The organism is Variovorax sp. 01T432, from assembly GCF_056398605.1.
This window is the reverse complement of the sequence record NZ_JBFTPS010000052.1, coordinates 23,691-44,201: the sequence shown is the minus strand read 5'-3', so window position 1 is coordinate 44,201 and position 20,511 is coordinate 23,691. Positions and strand designations below refer to the sequence as shown.

16 protein-coding genes are annotated in these 20,511 nt (G+C 67.0%); 8 read left to right on the top strand and 8 right to left on the bottom strand.

Features of this window, described 5'->3' with window-relative positions:
* Positions 1 to 270 precede the first annotated feature (270 nt).
* Positions 271 to 738, top strand: a complete 468-nt coding sequence (locus tag AC1DNF_RS28610) for an Lrp/AsnC family transcriptional regulator (RefSeq protein WP_478152036.1) — start codon at positions 271 to 273, stop codon at positions 736 to 738.
* Between the two features lie 38 nt (positions 739 to 776).
* Here AC1DNF_RS28610 and AC1DNF_RS28605 read toward each other — a convergent pair whose 3' ends face one another.
* Both AC1DNF_RS28605 and mltA read right to left on the bottom strand, forming a co-directional pair.
* Positions 777 to 3,014 (bottom strand): PhoX family protein, encoded by a 2,238-nt coding sequence (locus tag AC1DNF_RS28605; RefSeq protein WP_478152035.1) that lies wholly within the window; start codon positions 3,012 to 3,014, stop codon positions 777 to 779.
* A gap of 125 nt (positions 3,015 to 3,139) precedes the next feature.
* The gene (mltA, locus tag AC1DNF_RS28600; RefSeq protein ID WP_478152034.1) at positions 3,140 to 4,285 is read right to left on the bottom strand and encodes a murein transglycosylase A; all 1,146 of its coding nucleotides are present in this window, start codon (positions 4,283 to 4,285) and stop codon (positions 3,140 to 3,142) included.
* On the opposite strand from mltA, the gene AC1DNF_RS28595 reads away from it, so the two are divergent.
* The 4 genes from AC1DNF_RS28595 (at position 4,284) to AC1DNF_RS28580 (ending at position 6,319) form a co-directional block, all read left to right on the top strand.
* Positions 4,284 to 4,442 (top strand): hypothetical protein, encoded by a 159-nt coding sequence (locus tag AC1DNF_RS28595; protein ID WP_478152033.1) that lies wholly within the window; start codon positions 4,284 to 4,286, stop codon positions 4,440 to 4,442. The genes mltA and AC1DNF_RS28595 overlap by 2 nt on opposite strands.
* Positions 4,443 to 4,649: 207 nt before the next feature.
* Positions 4,650 to 5,294 carry a YiaD family glycine zipper/OmpA-like lipoprotein gene (locus AC1DNF_RS28590; RefSeq protein WP_478152032.1) on the top strand — a complete coding sequence of 215 codons (645 nt, stop codon included), beginning with the start codon at positions 4,650 to 4,652 and terminating at the stop codon, positions 5,292 to 5,294.
* A 102-nt stretch (positions 5,295 to 5,396) separates the two neighbouring features.
* Complete coding sequence (locus AC1DNF_RS28585) at positions 5,397 to 5,603, top strand: hypothetical protein (protein WP_478152031.1); 207 nt, start codon at positions 5,397 to 5,399, stop codon at positions 5,601 to 5,603.
* Positions 5,600 to 6,319, top strand: a complete 720-nt coding sequence (locus AC1DNF_RS28580) for a helix-turn-helix transcriptional regulator (RefSeq protein WP_478152030.1) — start codon at positions 5,600 to 5,602, stop codon at positions 6,317 to 6,319. Before AC1DNF_RS28585 ends, AC1DNF_RS28580 begins: the two co-directional genes overlap by 4 nt.
* Positions 6,320 to 6,347: 28 nt before the next feature.
* On the opposite strand, the gene AC1DNF_RS28575 is transcribed toward AC1DNF_RS28580, so the two are convergent.
* The 4 genes from AC1DNF_RS28575 to AC1DNF_RS28560 form a co-directional block, all read right to left on the bottom strand.
* Positions 6,348 to 6,974 (bottom strand): response regulator transcription factor, encoded by a 627-nt coding sequence (locus tag AC1DNF_RS28575; RefSeq protein ID WP_478152029.1) that lies wholly within the window; start codon positions 6,972 to 6,974, stop codon positions 6,348 to 6,350.
* Between the two features lie 22 nt (positions 6,975 to 6,996).
* The gene (locus tag AC1DNF_RS28570; RefSeq protein ID WP_478152039.1) at positions 6,997 to 8,946 is read right to left on the bottom strand and encodes a two-component system sensor histidine kinase NtrB; all 1,950 of its coding nucleotides are present in this window, start codon (positions 8,944 to 8,946) and stop codon (positions 6,997 to 6,999) included.
* A gap of 100 nt (positions 8,947 to 9,046) precedes the next feature.
* Positions 9,047 to 9,862: a carbon-nitrogen hydrolase family protein gene (locus AC1DNF_RS28565; protein ID WP_478152028.1), complete on the bottom strand. Its 816-nt coding sequence runs from the start codon at positions 9,860 to 9,862 to the stop codon at positions 9,047 to 9,049.
* Positions 9,863 to 9,881: 19 nt separating this feature from the next.
* Entirely contained in the window at positions 9,882 to 13,922 is a 4,041-nt protein-coding gene (locus AC1DNF_RS28560; protein ID WP_478152027.1) for a YhdP family protein, read from the bottom strand.
* A 25-nt stretch (positions 13,923 to 13,947) separates the two neighbouring features.
* On the opposite strand from AC1DNF_RS28560, the gene glnE reads away from it, so the two are divergent.
* Together glnE and AC1DNF_RS28550 are read left to right on the top strand one after the other, a co-directional pair.
* Complete coding sequence (gene glnE / locus AC1DNF_RS28555; RefSeq protein WP_478152038.1) at positions 13,948 to 16,731, top strand: bifunctional [glutamate--ammonia ligase]-adenylyl-L-tyrosine phosphorylase/[glutamate--ammonia-ligase] adenylyltransferase; 2,784 nt, start codon at positions 13,948 to 13,950, stop codon at positions 16,729 to 16,731.
* 22 nt (positions 16,732 to 16,753) lie between these two features.
* Entirely contained in the window at positions 16,754 to 17,800 is a 1,047-nt protein-coding gene (locus AC1DNF_RS28550; RefSeq protein ID WP_478152026.1) for a septal ring lytic transglycosylase RlpA family protein, read from the top strand.
* A gap of 18 nt (positions 17,801 to 17,818) precedes the next feature.
* Here the strand turns inward: AC1DNF_RS28550 and AC1DNF_RS28545 are convergent, their stop codons facing one another.
* A complete protein-coding gene (locus AC1DNF_RS28545) occupies positions 17,819 to 18,676 on the bottom strand; it encodes a ferritin family protein (protein ID WP_478152025.1) in 858 nt (285 codons plus the stop codon).
* 129 nt (positions 18,677 to 18,805) lie between these two features.
* Between AC1DNF_RS28545 and AC1DNF_RS28540 the strand changes: the two genes are divergently transcribed.
* A complete protein-coding gene (locus AC1DNF_RS28540) occupies positions 18,806 to 19,411 on the top strand; it encodes a glutathione peroxidase (protein ID WP_478152024.1) in 606 nt (201 codons plus the stop codon).
* Between the two features lie 333 nt (positions 19,412 to 19,744).
* On the opposite strand, the gene AC1DNF_RS28535 is transcribed toward AC1DNF_RS28540, so the two are convergent.
* The gene (locus tag AC1DNF_RS28535) at positions 19,745 to 20,359 is read right to left on the bottom strand and encodes a glutathione S-transferase N-terminal domain-containing protein (protein ID WP_478152023.1); all 615 of its coding nucleotides are present in this window, start codon (positions 20,357 to 20,359) and stop codon (positions 19,745 to 19,747) included.
* Positions 20,360 to 20,511 lie beyond the last annotated feature (152 nt).

Here is a 20,511-nt window from a genome sequence, read left to right as displayed (position 1 = left end):
AGGCGTGCGAGTTCGTCGAGCATCCAGCGCGCCCGCTCCGGACCATGCGCCTCGGCCAGCGCGACGAAGGCCTCGCGCCACTCGGCGGTTTCGACGGGATCGGGGTCGTGCGGTGACATGTCGAACAGGGCGCGCAATTGACTGGAGGGAATCGGAGCGTTCATGAACCGCAATTTAGGTTGCGGGCCGCGGAATGAGTTGCTGTTTCGCGGCCTCTGTTGACTCGATGAAAGCATAGAATGCCGCGCCTTGGCTATTCTGAAGCATTTCATGCACCTGGACACCATCGACCTGCGCATCCTCGATGAACTGCAGCGCGACGGCGCGCTGTCGAACGTCGAACTCGCGCGCCGGGTGCACCTCTCGCCGTCGCCCTGCCTGGCGCGCGTGAAAGCGCTGGAATCGACCGGCGTGATCCGGCGTTACGTGGCGCTCGTCGATGCCGCCGCGCTGGGGCTCGGGCTCAATGTGTTCATCTCGATCAGCCTGAAGACGCAGAGCAAGCAGTCGCTGGCCGATTTCGAGCAGCGCATCGCGGAGCACGACGAAGTGATGGAGTGCTACCTCATGACGGGCGACAGCGACTATCTGATCCGGGTCGCGGTCGCCGACATTGGCGCACTCGAGAAGTTCATCCTCGAGCAGCTGACGCCGATCGAGGGCATCGAGAAGATCCGCTCGAGCTTCGCGCTCAAGCAGGTGCGATACAAGACGGCGCTGCCGCTGCCGAAGGCCTGAGCTTCCACCGTTCGCAGCGGCATTGACCCTGCTGTCGCTCAGAGACCGACCAGGCCCCCGTCGTCCCTGGTGATCACCAACGTGGCCGAGCGCGGGCGGGCCGTGCCGCCCTGCGGCCAGTGGCTGCCGAACAGGGCCGGGTTGCCGATGTTGGCCGCCGGCGTGGTTTCACCCGGATGCTGAATGTTGACGAACAGCGCGCGGCCGTCGCCCGACTCGGCGATGCCGGTGATCTCGCAGTCCTTCGGACCGACCAGAAAGCGCCGCAGGCCGGCCGCGCCCGGCGCCTTGCCCACATAGGTCGCCTGCGTGCCGGTGGTGGCGCCGTCGACATTGGTGATCGACTTCGCCGCGCCATCGCCGACCTTGCCGGGAAGCGCCGCCAGCAGCATGCAGTTGGTGACGTCCGTGTACTTGCCGTCGTCGGTCTCCAGCCACAGCAGGCCGGGCGTCGCGGCGCTGAACCACATGCCGTCGGGGCTGGAGAAGTCGTTGTCGGCACCGAGGCCCGACAGGTTGACGTCGGCCGCCGCCGTCGAGCGCGCGCCGAAGAGATAGCAGTCCCATCGGAAGCTGGCGGCCGCGGGGTCGCCGCCCACATCGGCGAAGCGCACGATATGGCCGTTCGGATTGCCCTTCTGGGCGACCTGCGTCGGGCCCTTGGGATCGTTGTATGAGCGCGGGTTCGCCGCATCGGTGCCGCCGACCGGCCGCGCGGAATTGTTGGTGAGGGTCACGTAGACCTCGCCGTTCGTCGGATTCACCGCCGTCCACTCGGGGCGGTCCATCTTCGTGGCGCCCGCCGCATCGGCGGCCAGACGCGCATTGACCAGTACGTCCGCGGTGTCGGCGAAGGCGTAGGCGGCGTTCGCCGCGGTGATGCCGTTGACACCGAGCTTCAGTTCGAGCCAGCTGCCGGTGCCATCGGCATTGAACCTGGCGACGAACAGCTTGCCGTCGTCCATGTACTTGTCGCCGGCCGCAATGCCGCCGCCAACGTCCGCGGCATCCCAGACCTTGGTCGAAACGAACTTGTAGATGTACTCGTTCTGCGCGTCGTCGCCCATGTACCAGACCAGCGGCTTGCCGACCACCACGGGGCCAAGGCAGGCGCCTTCGTGGCCGAAGCGGCCCAAGGCGGTGCGCTTTTTCGGGGTGCTGGCGGGGTCGAAAGGGTCGATTTCCACCACCCAGCCGTAGGTGTTGGCGCCATTGCGGAAGTCGTCCGTGGCGGTGGCACCCAGGGCCTCGGTGTTCCATCGGCCGTAGAGGCCATCGCTCGTGTCGGGCGTGACGGTCGCCCACAGCTCACGGCCCGTGGTGTTGACACCGTAGCGCGCGAAGGAGGCAAGTTCCCTGGCCGTGCGCTTCGGGTTGTCGACCGCGGTGATGCGACGGAAGTAGCCGGCCCAATTCTCCTCGCAGGTGAGATACGTGCCCCAGGGCGTGGTGCCGTTGGCGCAGTTGTTGACCGTGCCGCGCGTCTTGCTGCCATCGCTCGAGTACTTCGTCTTCAGGTAGTCTGTCGTCGCCGCGGGGCCCGAGAAGTTCATCGGGGTCAGCGTGTGAATGCGGCGATTGAAGCCGCTGTCCTGCTTGTAGCTCCAGGCATTGCCGTTCCTGTTCACCTCGATCACGCTCACGCCGTGCAGGAAGAATTCGCGCTGCACCTCGTCGGCGACGGTGCGCACCTGGGCATTGCCACTACCTGTGGTGGTCTGGCCGGTGGGATGCAGGAACAGCGGCGTGATGGCTTCGTGGTTCATCACGAGCAGGCCGCGCGAGGCGTTGGCCGGAGCCCACTTGTTCGAGGCGTCGATGCCGAAGAAGCTCATGCCGTCGTGGTGGTCACCGGAGCGGCGGTCGTAGGTCGAGGGCGCATCGGTGCCGTCATTTGCATAGGCGGGCACGCCGGCGGCGATCGGGTCGCCCAGGCGGTAGAGCACGGTAGCCGTGTACCCGGCAGGCACGGCGACCACGTCATCCAGGCTCTTCGCCACGGCGGCGAATCCGAGCTTGGGGGCGGCCGGCGGCGCCGGAGCCGGCACCGGCGCAGGCGCGGGGGCCGCCGCGGGAGCTGGGACGACGACACCGTCGCCACCGCCGCCGCAGGCCTGCAGCAGCGCGACGCTGGCGGTGCCGGCGCCCAGGCCGAGCAGATTGCGGCGACTCAGGCGCGATGCGATCAGGTCGCTGAAAGATGGATTGGAGGTCTTGTTGCAGCCGATGTCATCGGGATCGATCGCAGCGATGTCGTTGCGGTGCTTGGCGGTCATGCGCGGTTCTTTCAGTGGGGGGCTGGTTGTTGAAAACTCACCCCCTTACGCTAAAAGTTCAATGTGACGCGCAAAAGTCAGCTATTGGTCAGCGATCAAATGCTTGGCATATTCAGAAACCCGGTCTACTTGGGCCAGAGCGCCCACAGCCGCAGCGGCTGGTTCAGCCGCGCGGCCAGGCGGCCCGCTTCCGGACCGGTGCCGGCGAAGAAATCGGCCCGTACAGCACCGACGATGGCACTGCCCGTGTCCTGCGCGACCACCAGCCTCGCCAGCGGCAGGGCGGGCCCGGGCGAGGCGAGCCAGACAGGCGTGCCGTAGGGAATGCTCTCCTTGTCGACCGCGATGGAGCGTCCGGCCGTGAGAGGCACGCCTTGCGCGCCAACGGGCCCGAAGGCGGCGTCGACCTCGCTCAGCGGCTCTTCGCGGAAGAACACATAGCGGGGATTGCTCCACAAGAGCTGCGTGAGGCGCTGCGGGTTCTGCGCGACCCATTGCTTGGTGTCTTCGGGCCATAGGCTGACCTTCGTCGCGCCCTGATTCAGGAGCCATTGCTGCACGCTACGGTATGGCTGCTCGTTGGTGGCGGCGAACGACACGCGCACCATGCGCTGGGAGCCGTCGGCCTCGGTGATGCGCAGTCGCCCCGAACCCTGGATGTGCAGCATGAGCACATCGATCGGATCGGCGAGCCAGGCGATCTCGCGCCCGCGCAAGGCGGCCTGCGCCTGAGGCAGGGTGTCGATCTCCTGGCGCGTGTACCAGGGGCGGCGCGCGACAAGGCCCGCGGGCGTCTGGTAGAGCGGCACGGTATTGGTCGCGGTCGGCCTGCGCGTGGCTTCGAACACCGGTTCGTAATAGCTGGTGAGCTTGCCCTCGACCGGACCGCCGAGCGCCTCGATACGGTAAGGCTGCAGGCGCTGCTGCATCCAGGCGCGCTGCTCGTCGGCGCTGGCGATGGCTAGTTGCCGCACCTCGCGGCACAGCGGCGCGAAGGCCGCGTTGGGCCGAGCGCAGTTGGCTATGAGGGCAGCCCAGCCTTCGTCCAGCGCATCGTCGTTGAAGCCCGGCAACTCCGACCAGGGCACCGGCACCCAGCGGCTCTTGGGATGCGCGAGCGACCCGGTGAGCGGCCCCAGGTCGCGCTGCGGCGGCGCCCGGCCGGGCGTGGAGGTGAGAGGCGCCTCATTCGGCAGCCTCGTGCTGAACGAGCAGCCGGCGAGCATTGCTACGATGGCGAGCCCGACCAGCCACTGGAGTCCTTTTGTCATGGGTTTGATTTTGCTTGAAGCGCTTGGCGCGGGAATCGTGTTCATCCTGATCGTCTGGTGGACCATGTTCTCCGGCCGGAAAGGGGGCGAAATACGCGACACGCCCGATGCCGACGACCATCCGACACCGCCCAAGGAGCCGCCTCCGCGGCGCTGAATCCGTTGTAGTTGGATGCCGCGACGACGCGTCGGGAAAGGCCTCGCCTGCTCACTCTTCGATAGCGCTGCATGCAGTGATCATGGGGCTTCACGGACTTTGCGCGCCCAAAAGATTTACATAGCGTGACCGAGGTCAAGTCGGTTTGCAGGCCACGCGCTCGGGATAATCGCCGCTCATTGGATCCAACTGTCGAAAGGAATTCACATGAAAAGATTCGTACTCGCCGCCACTGCCGCGGCACTTGTTCTCTCCGGCTGCGCAGGAATGACCGACACACAGCGCAATACCGGCATCGGCGCGGGCATCGGCGCCCTGGGCGGAGCCGCGATTGCTTCGGGCACGGGCGGACGCGCGGGCACCGGCGCCGTGGTGGGCGCGGCCGCGGGCGCCCTGGGCGGCTATCTCTGGTCCCAGCGCATGGAGAACCAGAAACGCCAGATGGAGGCCGCCACGCAAGGCACGGGCGTCTCCGTGACGCAGACCGCGAACAACGAGCTCAAGCTCGCGATCCCGAGCGACGTCTCCTTCGACGTCGGCCGCGCAGCGATCAAGTCCAACTTCGCGCCTGTGCTGGACCAGTTCGCGAGCGGCCTGCGCAACAACCCGAATGCTGAAGTGCGCATCATCGGCCACACCGACAGCACGGGCACGGATGCCATCAACAACCCCTTGTCGATCGAGCGCGCGGCCAGCACGCGCGACTACCTGATTGCTCGCGGCGTGCGCGCCACGGCCTTCCGCATCGAAGGCCGCGGCTCGCGCGAGCCGGTCGCCGACAACAACACCGACGCCGGCCGGGCACAGAACCGGCGCGTCGAGATCTACGTGGGCGAGCGCCCGCAAGGTTGAGCTGAAAAGGGGGCGTATTCGGCCAGCCCGGATGGATTTCGCTTAAGCTCCGCCCCGCCCGTCAACCGCGCGACATCAAGCGGGGGCTAGGAGAGGAAATCCATGTCATATCACCGGGACCATCCCGGCGAGCCAAAGCTTTCGGCCCGCGCAGCGCTGGCCGCGCTGGATTCGATCGTCAGGCACTTCAACCTGGGGCGCCTGTCGGTCGCCATCCTTGGCAAGGACCAGACGCGCAACAACTTGTCCGTCCCGCACTCGCCGGGCTTCGATGAAGGCGACCGCGGTGCCGCGGCGTGGCTCCGATGACACATCTCACCCAAGCCGATCTGCGGCTATGGCTGGATGCCGTCAGGTATCGGCCTCTTTCGTCGGAATACCTCCTGCCCTGGCTCGAAGGCCCGTTGCGAAGATTCTTCCCATACCGGGGCTTCATCCTGGGCCATGGCGAACTCGACGCAGGCCAGCTGAAGCTCACTCACATGCTGGCGAGCGGCCATGAAGAGGCCTACCTGCATCGGATAGGGAACACATTCGAGCTGGCGCAACGCGGGTCCCTCAAATGGTGGCTGGCGAGCCGACAACCGTTCTACATCGACCTGGAGGCCCCGCCGTTCCATGCCAGCGACTTCGAACTCGACGAAATCGCCCAGTTCGGGCTGGGCAACGTCGCCATCCACGGCGTGCTCAACCTCAAGTCGACTGCGGGAACGTACTTCGGCTTCGCCGGGGTCAAGGAGCCGCTGGGCGAATGGCATCTTGAAGCCCTGCGTCTCATGGCTCCCGTGCTCAACGACTTGCTCCTATGTCATTTCTCGCCCGAGCCGGAACAACTCCCCGCCCTGCTCCACACGCTGTCCCAGCGGCAAAAGGCCATCGTGTACCACCTCGCCGCCGGCCTGCGCCCCAAGGCCATCGCGCAAGCCCTGGGCCTCACGGTGGTGGCCGTGCGAACCCAGATTGCGGCGATCTATGCACGCGCAGGCGTGCACAAGCAGGCGGACCTGATTGCCATGCTCAAGTAGCGGGCGTGCCTTGCACCCCTGCACGAGCTCACAAGCTCCTCAGCAAGTTCGCCAACTCCACCGCCGACTTCACCTCCATCTTCTCGAACACGCGCGCCCGGTGGACCTCCACCGTGCGCACGCTGATCGAAAGCCCATCGGCGATCAGCTTGTTGGGAAGGCCTTCGACCACGCGCTGCATCACGTCGCGCTCGCGGTCCGTGAGTTCGTCGATGCGGCGCTTGAGCATGTGCCGCGCGCGCCGCGCCTCGATGGCGCGCAGCGACGCGCCGAGCGCATGCTCGATGCGGTCGACCAGCGCGTTGTCGGAGAACGGCTTCTCGCAGAAGTCGAAGGCGCCGCGCTTGACGGCGTCGACGGCCGTCGGCACGTCGGCATGGCCCGTCAGAAAGATCACCGGCATGGTTTCAAGCAGGCCCCGCTCCGCCAGGCGGTCGAAGAGCACGAGGCCGCTGGTGCCGGGCATGCGCACATCGAGCAGCATGCAGTGCGGCTGATCGATCAGCGGCTGTTCGGCCAGCCGCAGCTCGAAGGCCTCGGCGCTTTCGAAATGCTCGCTGACGAGCCGGCGCGAGCGAAGCAGCCAGGCCAGCGCTTCGCGCACGCTCGCGTCGTCGTCGACGATGAAGATCAGGGCGTCAATCAGGGGTTGCATGCGGGAGATTCCAGGACCAGGCTCAGGCGGCCGGCAAGGTGAAACGAAACACGGTGCCTCGTGGGCGCTGCGGCTCGTAAGTCAGCACGCCGCCGTGCTGTTCGACAACCGTGCGACACAGGCTCAGGCCGAGCCCCATGCCGTCGGACCGTGTGGTGAAGAAAGGGGTGAAGAGGCGCTCGGCCACCTCGTCGCTGATGCCGCAGCCGACATCGGCCACCGAGAATTCGAGCCAACGGCGCGCGTCCGACACCAGGCCGGAACCGCCCACGACACGCACGCGCGCCGCCTTCAGACGCAGGACACGATCGGCCAGGCCCGGCATGTCCATCGCCTGCATGGCGTTGCGCGCCAGGTTCAGCAGCACCTGCTCGACCAGCGTGCGATCGCACAACACCGAAGGCAGGCGCTCTTCCAGGGCGAGCTCCACCCGCACGCCCAGCTTGCGCGCCTGCAGCTGAACCAGCGGAAGCACGGCATCGAACAAGGCCTGCGGCGCGACCGGCTCGCGTGTGCGGTCGCGCCGGCGCACGAAGTCGTGAACGCTGCGGATGACCTGGCCGGCGCGGTCGGCCTGCTCGGCGATGCGGCGAACCGCCATCGCGATTTCGTCGTGATCGCCGTGGCGCACGTCGCCGCCGCTCAGCAGATTGAGCGAACCGTTCGCGTAGCTGGCGATGGCAGCCAGCGGCTGCGTGAGTTCGTGACTCAGCAGGGAAGCCATTTCGCCCACGGTCGCGAGTCGGGCACTGGCCTGCAATCGCTCCTGGGTGGCGCGCGAAAGCTCCTCGACCCGCCTCTGCTCGCTGATGTCGACGAAGGCGCTCATCCAGCCGGTCTGGGCCCGATGGGCGTTGATCAGCGGGGCCTCGAAGATCAGCACCGGGAAGCGACTGCCGTCCTTGCGCATGAAGACCGATTCAAAGCCCTCGCGCGGCGGCATGCCGCCCGCCAGTCGCACCGCCTGGCGCCGCTGGTACTCGTGCGCGAGTTCGGTCGGCCAGTACGGCGCCTCGACATCGCTGTTCATGAGCTCATCGGCGCTGAAGCCCACCATCTCGCAGAAGGCCGGGTTCACGTAGGTGATGCGGCCCTGCAGGTCGCGCGCCCGCAGGCCTGTGATGACGGAGTCCTCCATGGCCTTGCGGAATGCGAGCGCATCGGCCAGGTCGCGCTCGGCGCGCAGGCGCCGGCGCGTGTCGCGCGCCAGCAGCACGAGCACGGAGACCAGGGCAATCGAGATGGCCGTGACGAGTGCGGTCAGGAAATTGGGAAAGAGGTCGGGCGCTGCGCGCCAGCCATCGACGCGCAGCATCACGGCGGCGCCGGGAAGGTCGATGAGCTGCTGCGAGCTGAACACGCGGCTGCCCATGCGGCGCGGCACGCCGACGGCGACAAGCCGCGTGCCGTCGGCCTCGGTGAAGGCGACTTCCTGACCGCGCGTCAGCGTGGGCGCGACCATTTCTGTCAGCGTGTCGCGCAGCGAATAGGTGGCCACCAGGTAGCCGCCCGTCTCGACCGGCAGGCACATCTCCATGACCTCGAGACCACTGCTTGGGGCGTAGGGGACATAGTGGCTCGGCGAATAGGCCGCCGCGCCAAGCTTGCGCGCAGCGGTGCACGCCAGGGCCACGTCGGGCTGGTCGGCCCCGCGGTCCTGCTCGTCGAACACGCGGCGGCGGTAGGGCGTATCGACCGCGTCGAGCGGGCGCAGGGCGCCATCGCGCCGCTCGAGGCGCAGCCACTCGCGGTGTTCGCGCATCAATGCTCCGGCCAGCATCGGCCACTCCTCGCGCTTCGCACCGCCCGGCAGCGATGCACGCAGGGTCTGCACATTGCGCTGGAGGCCGCTGCGAAGGTCGGACACCGCGTCGGCGGTGTCGCGGTCGAGTGCCGTCTGCGCCTGCTCGACCTCGTGCCGCCCGGCAAGCCAGACGACGGTGACGAGCAGGGCAAGGACCAGGATGGCCATCAGCACCCAGAGGAACCAGCGCTGCCACAGCGAGCGCAGGCGCGCAAACGCGATGAACAGCGGCGCGCGGTGGGGGGGCGAGGCGAGCGAGGACACGGGCTTAGAGCACGCGGTGCGAGAGCACCGGCAGTTGGGCACGGGCGCGTTCGACCCGCGGGGCATCGATGTCGAAGAGAACGACGGCGGGGCCCTCGGCCTGCTGCGCGACCACTGTTCCCCATGGATCGACGACCATCGACTGGCCCCAGGTTCGGCGCCCGTTCTCGTGCAAGCCACCCTGGGCAGGCGCGACCACCCAGGCGAGATTCTCGATGGCGCGGGCGCGCAGAAGCACTTCCCAGTGAGCCGCGCCGGTGGTGTGCGTGAAGGCGCTCGGCACCAGCAGCAGATCCGCGCCCTGGCGCGCGAGCGCGCGATAGAGCTCGGGGAAGCGCAGGTCGTAGCACACGCTCATGCCGACGCGCCAGCGGTGGCCATCGCGCGAAGGCAATTCGAAGCTCACGGGCTCGACGCCGGGAGCGATCACGCGACGTTCGTCGTAGCGCTCGCGGCCGTTGTCGAAGTAAAAGAGATGGATCTTGTCGTAGCGCGCGACGCAGCTGCCGTCCGGTGCATAGGCAAGCGAGCTGTTGAATACGTGGCTCGTGTCCTCGGTCTCCAGCGGCAGCGTGCCGCCGACGATCCACAGGCGGAATTCGCGCGCGGCATCGGCTAGGAAGCCCTGCACTGCGCCCGCGGCGGGCGTCTCGCGCAGCGCGATCTTGTCGGTATCGTGCGCGCCCATCAGGCAGAAGTATTCGGGCAGCACGGCGAGTTCGGCGCCCGCGGCGGCGGCCTCGCGCAGAAGCGCATACGCGTCTTCCAGGTTCGCCTCGCGCGAGATCGCGGACACCATCTGGATCGCTGCGACTTTCATGGATCAGATCTCCTTTCTGTTACCGCCCGGGGGGCGTGCTCAGGGCTTCGGGCACTGGCCGACGCGGCGCCTTGACGATCTTGGGGTCGGTCCACGTGCCTTCGATATGAAACTCCTGCGTGGCGGCGGCGATGAGCGGCCTGCTCAGGATCATCTGCGCAAGGAAGGTGCCCAGCCCGACGGCGGGGTTGATGGCCGTGGCGACCAGCGCGGCGGTGCCGGCGTTGATCTCGGGCACCACGACCACGCGCAGGTTCTGGGTCTCGTGCGCGAGGTCGGCGGAGCCGTCCATCAGCACGGCCGCATTGACACCCTTCATCTGGAGGTTGTTGGTGATCGCGACGCCCTGGCTGATCTTCGCGTCGCCACGCACGAAGTCGAAGGCGAAGCCCTGGCTGAACACATCGCGAAAATCGAGCGTGAGGCGGCGTGGCAGCGCCTGGAGACTGAGCACGCCGAGCAGCTTGGCGATGCCCGGGTCGGCCTTGAGGAACTGCCCGGTCTCGACGTCGACCTGCAATTGTCCGCCGAGGCTGGGGTAGTCGAGCGAGAGCGGCGAGCCGATCCATTGAACCTGCCCATCGAGACGACCGCGGCCCCGTCGCACGACTTCCTTCATGCCGAAGCGGTTGAGCAGACCGCCAGCATCGGCGATCTCGAGCTTGAAGTCCATGGTGGTACGGCGCGCCTGCCCGCGCGCACCGCCGGCGGCGGGCGCCGCCCAGCCACCCTGCGCGGTGAAGGTGGCATCGGGGTTGGTGAACGCGAGCTTGTTGAGCTGCCACTCGCGCCCGGCGCCGCCTCGATTCACGGCATCGATCTCGGCGCGGCCGAGCCGGTGGCCCAGCAGTTCGAAGTCGTCGACCACGATGTCGAGCGCGGGCAGGGTATCGGGCTGCTCGTCGAGTAGAGATTCGACCTGTTTGGCTTCGCTGCGCTCGATGGTGAGCCGCGCAAGACGGGCGTAGAGGCGCCCGGCCTGCGCATGCCGGTATTCCGCATAGCCGCTAAGCTCGCGCGCATCGATGTTCGCTCGCCACAACGTTCCGTCGCGGCTGCCGCCCAGCACCACGTCGTGCAGCGTGCGGCCGCCCACGGTGAGCTCTTGCGCACGCACGGCAATCGCGGTCGGGAGATAGGAAAGCGCGTCGTCGGCGCTGCCCGTGTTGACGACCGCCTCCGGCGCCTTGCCTGTGGTTTCGCTGAATATCTGCTGCCAGGCCGGCAGATCGAGCCGCGCGAGCTGGATATTGGCGAGCACACCCCGCTCCGGCATCCCGCCGGCCTGGTCCGCCGCCAGGCCGACGCCGATGCTGCCGCGCAGCACCCGGGCATCGTTGCCGGAAACGTCGCGCACATAGGACGCCGACCCCACGCGGCCGAGATCGATCGAGATCTGATCGTGCACGGTGGCGGCGCCGGCGGCGGACTTGGCTGCTTCGCGCAGCACGATCTTCTTCTCGATGCGAAGCGGCATGGATTCGTCCGTCGTCTTGGCCAGCGGGGGCGGAAGTTGCAGCGCGAGGCCCTGCAGGCTGCTGGTGAGCAGGAACTCGGAGGCTCCATCGCGAACGGCGAAAGTGGCCGCGTAGGCGGTGCTTCCGCTCGCGTTCTTGGCGAGACGCGGAAGCCAGTCGATCCCGCGCGCTGCGCGCAGGCCCTCGGCGCTGGCGGTGCCCTGCGCGCGGATGCTGAGGTCCTGAGCGGCGCCGGCGAAGCGGCCTCCGCCCTCGATGCGCACGGTGCCGCCGAGCGCACGGGCCTGCACGCCCGTGAGCGTGAAGTCAGTTTCCGTGAAACCCAGCGTGCCGCGCGCCTGGCTCACCGAGGGCGCTTCGGGCGCGAGCTGGATCTCGTTGTCGGCCAGCGCGATGCTGGCCTGTACCTTGGACTTTTCCAGGGCTTCGAGCGGCAGTTCCAGATGCAGCCGATAGTCGGCATTGCCGGTCGCGCGCATACCCGCCAGTGCCGAGCCGGCCTCGCCGGCCAGCGGCGCCCCGACGCGCAGCAGCTCGCCGAGTGGACCCTTGGCCTGGGCATCGACTTTCACGAGCGCGTGGTGCGCAAGGTCCGGGATCTGGGCTTCGGCCTTGGTGACCTCGATGCCGGAAGGGCCGACCAGGCGCCCGCGCGCATTGCGCACCTGCATGCCGTCGCGTTCGAAGATGAGTTCGCCTGAAAGACCACTGAGCGGCGGCCAGACCTTCGTCGACCCGGCCACGGGCGGTGCATAGGCGTAGGTGACGTCCGCCACTTTCGCGGCGATGCGGAAATCGCCCTGCCGCGGATCGCTGAAGGGCATGTCGTGCAGGTCACCCCTGACACGGAAGTCGACCGTGCTGGCGGTGCCCTTGGTGACAGCGTCGCGCACGTAGTCGCGCGTCTGCTTGGGAATGTGAAGCGGCAGGTAACGGAACACGCGCGTTCCATTGGCGCGGCTGAGCTTGCCCTGCAGGTCGAGCACGCCCGGAAAGCGCGAGCCCCCGCGCGAGACAGCCGGGTCGCTGGTGCGCCAGCTGGCCTGCGCATCACCTTCCGCATCGGCGTTGGAGAAGTGCAGGTTCGAGAGTTGCAGCTGTGTAATGCTTCCGTCGATCTTCCACTGGAGCTGCGTGGACAGCTGGTCGATGGAAACGAACGGATCCTCGAAGATGCCCGGCAGATCGAGCCCGCCGTCGGCGATCGAGAGCGTGGCGGAGCCACCGGCCTGGCTGGCGTCGAAGTCGAGCGTGACGCCCCGCATGCCGGGTGTTCCGATGGGCGCCGAGGCGAGCTGGCTTGGCTGCGAGGCTACGCTCAGAGCGGTCGCTCGGCCACGCGCCTGGTATTTGTCGGGGGCGTCGAGCGGGCCCTGCCAGTTGGCGTCGATGCGCTCGACCAGGCCTCGCGGCTCGTAGCTCTCGATCAGCTTGCGTGTCGCGTCGCCGATGGGCAGGCGGTCTCCGATCAACGCCAACGCCGCCAGATCGAGGCGGTCGGCGCGCAACGCGCCACGTTCGGGGGTCGCCCCTGCGGCGGGAGTGTGCTGGAACCAGAGATTGCCGCCGGGCCAGCGCATGCCCTCGGCGGTGCTGAACTGCAGCGCGGCGGTGGAGAACTCCAGGGTTTGCCCCGTCAACTTGCCGGCAAGACGCCCCGTGACGTCGCGCAGCACCAGCGGCTTCAGCGCCGGGTCCAGGGAGGTGTCGATGCGCGCCAGTGCGAGATCGGCAGCCCCGCCGATCGGCTTGCCGTCCTTGATATCGGCCCAGAGGCGCAACGCGCCATCGCCTTCACGGATGCGCGCGTCGATATCCAGATAGCGGCCCAGCCGCGTGACGTCGATGTGCGGGAGGTCCGCATAGGCCTCGCCGTCCCAGCTCTGCCAATTGCCGCTGCGCATCGACAGCAGCGGCTGGTGGAAGCGGCCCCGCAAGCTGAAGCGCTCGCCCCACTCCGAGGGCGGCGTGGCGTCGAGCCGCAGGGCGTGGCGCCCGCCGCCGTTGCGAGCGACGAACTGGACGCCGGTCAAGACCAGGGGCTCGGCGCCGCGCAGCTCGTCGGTCCAGCGCACGGTCCCACCCTGGATCACGAACTCGCGCTGGGCGAAGAACCAGTCGGCGCCACCATCGCTCGTCTCGGTGGACATGTCCAGGCCAGCCACGTGGATCTTGCCGAGCGCGTCACGCCGCACGTCGAGCTGCGGTCCTTCGATGTAGATCTGCTCGAAGCTCAGGCGCCAGACGGAACGCGGCGACACGCTCGCCACCACGCGCGCGAGGTGAAGCGCCTCATTGTTCAGGGCGTCGTGCAGCGCGACGTCGCGCAGTTCGAAGCCGGGAAAGAGACTGCCTCCGCGCGCGGTGATCGACCCGATGCTGACGGGCACGCCAATGACGCGGCTGGCCTGCGCTTCGAGCGCGCCACGGTAGTCGCCGATTCGCGGCACAATCCAGATGTGTAGGACTAGGACTGACAGCGCCAGCAGGAGCCATGCACCGATCAGCAAACCCAACAACCAGCGCGCCGTCGCAGCGGTGATCTTGAGCAGACGTGAGGGGGAAAACGTCGTGTCGTTCATTGAGGATCGCGCTGTGTCAGGAATTATGACCGCCAGCCAGAAACCAGGGGCCGCCGGAGTCGACGTCACCGCTCTGGAGCCGTCGCCCGCGTCCCTTTCCGCAACGCGCTTGTCGGGCTATTCGCGCTTCGTGCAACGAGTGCGGCGCCGCTATGCTGGCGACCTCGCGCTGCTGCCGCCGGGTGCGCCGTTGCGCGACGGCATGGCCCAGGCCTTCGACGCGCTGCGCGCCCGCGGAGAGAGCGTGGCCGACGCGCTGCGCACGACGCGGCATCTGGTGATGGAGCGCCTCGTCGCGCTCGACTGCGACCAGGAGGCGCCGTTGGCGGTGGTCACCACCGCAGTCACCGAACTTGCCGAATTCGCACTGGACGTCGCCTGCCAGGACGCGTTCGCTGAACTCGAGTCCGCGCATGGAATACCCCTCGGCCCCGAAGGGCAACGATCGCAGTTCTGGGTCGTCGGCATGGGCAAGCTCGGCGCGCGCGAACTCAACGTGTCGAGCGACATCGACCTGATCTACCTCTATGACCACGACGGCGAGACGGCCGGCAACGCCCAGGGACTTTCGCGGCTGTCGAACCAGGAGTACTTCTCGCGTGCCGTCAAGCGCATCTATGCGCTGGTGGGCGATATCACCGAGCACGGCTTCGTGTTTCGCGTCGACCTCGCGCTGCGCCCCAATGGCAACTCGGGGCCGAGCGTGGTCTCGCTCGACGCGCTTGAAGAATATTTCCAGGTGCAGGGCCGCGAGTGGGAACGCTTCGCCTGGCTGAAGAGCCGTGTGGTGGCACCCAAGGCGGTTGTGACCGACCGCTCGGCCCAAGGCCTGCGGGGCGTGGTGCTGCCCTTCGTGTTCCGGCGTTACCTCGACTACAGCGTGTTCGACTCGCTGCGAACGCTGCATCGGCAGATCCGGGAACAGGCCGCGCGGCGCAGCGCCGGGCGACCCGAGCGCGCGAACGACGTCAAGCTGTCGCGCGGCGGCATTCGCGAGATCGAGTTCACCGTGCAATTGCTGCAGGTGGTGCGAGGCGGCCAGTTTCCCGAGTTGCGCACCCGGCCCACGCTCGATGCGCTGCAACGCCTGGCGCGGGCCAACCTGATGCCGCAGGAGACGGCCGATGCGCTGGCCACGGCCTACGATTTCCTGCGCCGCGTCGAGCACCGCATCCAGTACCTCGACGACCAGCAGACCCATGTGCTGCCGGTCAATGACGACGATCTACGCTGGATCGCGGTGTCGATGGGCTATGCCAATTGCTGCCTCTTCCTCGAGCAGCTCGATGCGCATCGCGAATTCGTGGCGCAGGAATTCGACAAGCTGCTGGGCGACAAGAAGCCCTGCAAGCGTTGCAACGGCAGCGAAGCAGCGACGCCGCCCGACCTGAGCGACCTGATCGCCGAACTGCCACCGGCCTTCGGCGAGCGCATCCGCAACTGGTGCGAGAACCCGCGCGTGCTGGCCTTGCGCGACGAAACGCGGGCGCGCCTGCGCCAGCTGGTGCGGCGCACCGGCCAATGGCTGCGCGAGCCCGACGGCGAGGCGCAGGGGCAGATCGGCCACCACGTCGATGCCGCGATGCGCTGGGCCGACTGGATCGAACCGCTGCTGCGCCGCGAGAGCTACATTGCGCTCCTGGTCGAGCGCCCCGCGGTACAGGAGCGCCTGCTGCGCCTGCTGGGCGCCGCCAGATGGCCCGCGCGTTACCTGATGCAGCATCCGGGCGTGATCGACGAGCTTGCCAGTGACGAGATGCTGTCCGGCCGCTTCATCGCCTCCGAGTTCGAAGGCGAGTTGCAGAACCGCCACGTGTCGCTGACCCGCACGGGCGAGGCCGACGAGGAGCGTCTCCTCAACCTGCTGCGCCATGCCCATCATGCGGAAGCCTTCCGGACTTTGGCACGCGATGTCGAGGGCCGCATCACGGTCGAGCAGGTGGCCGACGACCTGAGCGCGCTGGCGGATTCGGTCTTGCGCGTGACCGCGCAGTGGTGCTGGCCCCACGTGCGCAATCCGCACCGCGAAGTGCCGCAGTTCGCGATCATCGGCTACGGCAAGCTCGGCGGAAAGGAGCTGGGTTATGGCAGCGATCTCGACATCGTGTTCGTCTACGACGATGACGACGAACGCGCTCCGGAGGTGTATGCGACTTTCGTTCGCAAGCTGATCAATTGGCTCACGGTGAAGACGCGCGAGGGCGATCTGTTCGAGATCGACACCGCCCTGCGGCCCAATGGCAACTCGGGCATGCTCACGACCAGTTTCGACGCCTACGAGAAATACCAGTTGGGGCGGGGAAGCAACACGGCGTGGACCTGGGAGCATCAGGCCATGACGCGTGCACGCTTTGTGCTGGGCGACAGACCGCTCGGCGAGCGCTTCGACCGTATCCGCGAGGCCGTGATCACCGCCCCGCGCGACCGCGACGCGCTGAAGGCGGAGATCGTCGCGATGCGGGACAAGGTGCGCGCCGCCCGGCCGGTCAAGCCCGACCGTTTCGATGTCAAGCACAGCCCGGGCGGCATGGTCGACGCGGAATTCGCTGTGCAGTTCCTCGTGCTGTCCTCGGCGAAGGATCATCCGGAGCTGGTCCCCAACGTCGGAAACATCGCGCTGCTGCTGCGCGCCGAGCAAGCGGGTCTCTTGCCCGAGGGCATTGGCCGCAATGCCGCCTCCGCCTACCGCGAATTGCGGCGCGTGCAGCACCGGGCGCGGCTCAACGAGGAACCCACGCAGGTTCCGGTGACCGCGCTGGCGCCCGAGCGCGAAGCGATGCTGGCCCTGTGGAAGGCGGTGTTTGGCTAAGCCGCCACGCGCCGGTCAACGCATGCTCGCGATCATCGCGAGCGCGACACTTCTTTTCCTGGCCGGCTGCGCGAGCGGGCCGCGCGGCGGTTCCTCCGGCTTCGGACGGGATGGCGCCGATGCGAACCCGCCCGCAGGGCTCGCCCAGGTGCCCGACGCGGAACCCCGGATCGAACCCATCCGCAGCAGCGGAGGCACCAGCAAGCCCTATGTGGTGCTCGGCCGCTCCTATGTGCCGATCGTCGACGATCGGCCGCTGCGCGAGACGGGCCTGGCGTCCTGGTATGGCCGCAAGTTCCACAACCAGTCCACCGCGAGCGGAGAGCCCTACGACATGTATGCGATGACAGCGGCCCACAAGACCTTGCCGCTGCCGAGTTATGTGCGCGTACGCAACCCGGCCAACGGGCGGGAGGTGATCGTGCGGGTAAATGACCGCGGCCCTTTTCGCGAGGATCGGATCATCGACCTGAGCTACACGGCGGCGCTCAAGCTCGACCTGCTGCGGGGCGTGGCGCCTGTGGAGATCGAGCGCATCACCAACGAGGACATCCGTACCGGCGCGTGGCGACGCGACGATGCGGCCGGCACCGTGCTGGCGTCGCGCGTGCCGATGCCTGCGCCGCCCGCTTCGCCCGCCCCTGAAAGCGTGGCGGTTCCCACCGCGCTCACCACGCCTGTGGCGACCACGCCGCCCGCGGAGATGAGAGAACTCGGGGCCCTCCCACCGCTGGAGCGCGAGGCGCGACCCGCGGCAGTGTCGCCACCGGCCCCGGTCTTCCTGCACTTGCCCTTGCCGTCGCAAACGCCAGAAGGCATGGCCACGACGCCACCGCCCGGTTTCTGGGTGCAGTTGGGCGCCTTCAGCCAGCGCGACGGCGCGGCGCGCTTCCAGCAGCAAGTGGCACGCGACCTCCCGTCGATGGCAGGCTCGCTCAATGTGTTCAGCGAGCGCGGCACGCATCGCTTGCAGGCCGGCCCGTACTCCTCACGCGAAATGGCACGCGACGTCGCCGAACGGGCACGCAACGGCCTCCAACTCGCACCGGTGATCGTCGAGCGCCGCTGAACCGGCGCCCTCCCTCTCTCAAGCGCCCTGGTATTCGGGCCGCGGACCCAACGAGGCCGCGATTTCCTTGCGATAACGGTTGAGTTCCTGCACGGTCTTGAAGCTGCGGTTCATCAACAGGCTCAGGTTGTGCAGGATCCGTTCGCCGACCTTGTTTTCCCAGACGGCGTCGAACTTGATCTGCTTGTCCAGCCAATGCTCGAGCCAGTCGGGGTCGGGCACGCGGCTCTGAATCGTGTCGTTGGGAAACAGCGACTTGTTGACGTGCAGGTTGGTCGGATGCAGCGCCTGAGCGGTGCGCCGGGCGCTGGCCATCAGAACGCCGACCTTCGTAAATGCCGACCGCGCCTCGTCGCCGAATTTCTCCAGCGCGCGCTTCATGTAGCGCAGATACGCGCCGCCGTGACGGGCCTCGTCCTGGCTCAGGGTGGTGTAGATGTGCTTGATGACCGGCTCGGTATGCCACTCGGCCGCCCGGCGATACCAGTGGTTGAGCCGGATTTCGCCGCAAAAATGCAGCATCAGGGTTTCGAGCGGTGGCGCGGGGTCAAAGTCGAATCGCACATCGTGCAGCTCCTGCTCGGTCGGCGCGTGCTGCGGGCTGAAGCGCTTCAGGTACTCCATCAGGACGAGCGAATGCTTCTGCTCCTCGAAGAACCAGATCGACATGAAGGCCGAGAAGTCGCTGTCGTGGCGGTTGTCGCGCAGGAACATCTCGGTCGCGGGCAGCGCCGCCCACTCCGTGATCGCGTTCATCTTGATGGTCTGGGCCTGCTCATCGGAAAGCTTGCTCGCGTCGAAAGACTGCCAGGGAATATCCTTGTCCATGTCCCAGCGGACAGATTCGAGTTGTCTGAAGAGTTCCGGATAGAGCATCAATGTCTTTCTTAAGCCGTCGGATTTTAGTCGGCAGGTTTGGCGCGACCATGACAAGCGCGCGATGATGCAAGTACGTGCGCCTCGACGACGCGGATCCAGCCCCCTCTTTCACTCTCAGGAGCCGCCATGCGAATCCCCACCCGGCCAGCAGTGCCTTTGCTCTCGACGGCCATCGGCCTGGCCTTGGCCGGGCTGCTCTCGGCCGGCGCCACCGCCCAGACGGCACTGCCAGTATCGACCGCGGCTCCGGCATGCCCCCCTATCCTGCAACACACCTTTCTTCGGCTGCAAGACGAGAAACCCCAAGCGCTTTGCCAGTATGCGGGCAAGGTCGTGCTGGTGGTCAACACGGCGAGCTTTTGTAGCTTCACCCCGCAGTACAAGGGGCTGGAAGCATTGGACGGCAAGTACCGATCGCGCGGCCTCGTGGTACTGGGCTTCCCCTCCAATGACTTTGCGCAGGAGTCAGGCTCCAACAAGGAGATCGCCGACTTTTGCGAGAACACCTTCGGCGTGAAGTTTCCGATGTTCGCGAAATCGTCCGTGCGGGGCGCGGACGCCAACCCGCTCTTCAAGGAACTGGCGCGAGTCTCGGGCACCACGCCCAAATGGAACTTCTACAAATACCTGATCGGCCGCGACGGCAAGGTGGTCGAGTCCTATTCGAGCATGACTTCACCGGACGATCGCGGCTTCATTCGCGAGGTTGAAAAACAGCTCGGGCCGAGCTAATACTTCCAACGTACGAACGCACAAACAACCCACATTCAGCATGCTTCTGCCATCGGCGGCAACTTCTTCACAAATGGTTACTACGAGACTGGGAACCGTCGTGGCGGACGTGCGCTCATATCGGTTCGGGCAGCAGTTGTCCGACCGTTTTCATGTTGCGAGGTCTTCCAAGCGCTTGCCGTCTGGCTGAAATCCCGAGGCGATTCTTCTCCTCCTCCCTCCCTCCCTCCTTCGTCCGGGGCGCCTCGCAGCATTTTTGTCTTCCTCCTCCACGTTCGAGCCTGGAAAAGAAAAAGGCGCCGCAAGGCGCCTTTCTTCATGGAGCTGGCTTTTTCAGGCGGGCTGGGTGTCCGAGAAGCTGGGCCGAAGCATGAGCTTGTCGTAGAGCTTCGCCAGATTGGCGTGTTCGCTTCGCCAGTCGATCTGCGGGAACCTGAAGCCGATCCACCCCAGGGCGCAGCCGACCGCTATGTCGGACAGGCTCAGATGAATGCCGCTGCAAAAGGGCTTGTCGGCCAGGCCCTTGGCCATCGCAGCGACCCCGCCCACCACTTTGGCACGCTGGCGATCCATCCAGACCTGGCTGCGCTCGCCGTCGTTGCGGCCCGCCCATCCGGCCTCCAGGCGCCACAGGACGCCGGCGTCCATCACGCCATCGGCCAACGCTTCCCAGGTCTTGACCTCGGCGCGCTCGCGACTTTGCTGCGGAATCAGCTTGCCCACCGGCGACAGCGTGTCGAGATACTCCACGATCACGCGCGAGTCGAACATGGCCTCGCTGCCGTCCATGATCAGGCAGGGGACCTTGCCCAGTGGATTGGAACTTGCGATTGTGGTTTCGTCAGACCAGACGTCTTCGATCACAAACTGGTAGTCGAGCCGCTTTTCGGCCATGACCACGCGCACCTTGCGCACGTAAGGACTGGCAGCGGATCCGATCAGTTTCATGCGGGCTCTCTCCCTATCAAGGGTCGTCGTTATAGCGCTTCGATTCTAGGTGAAGGCGCCGGGGCGCAATCCTGCCGCATCGCCACCGAGGGCGAGGACGGTGGCGAAGCACGCGAAACAGCGAGCCGGAGAACTGTTCCTCCGGCGCCTAA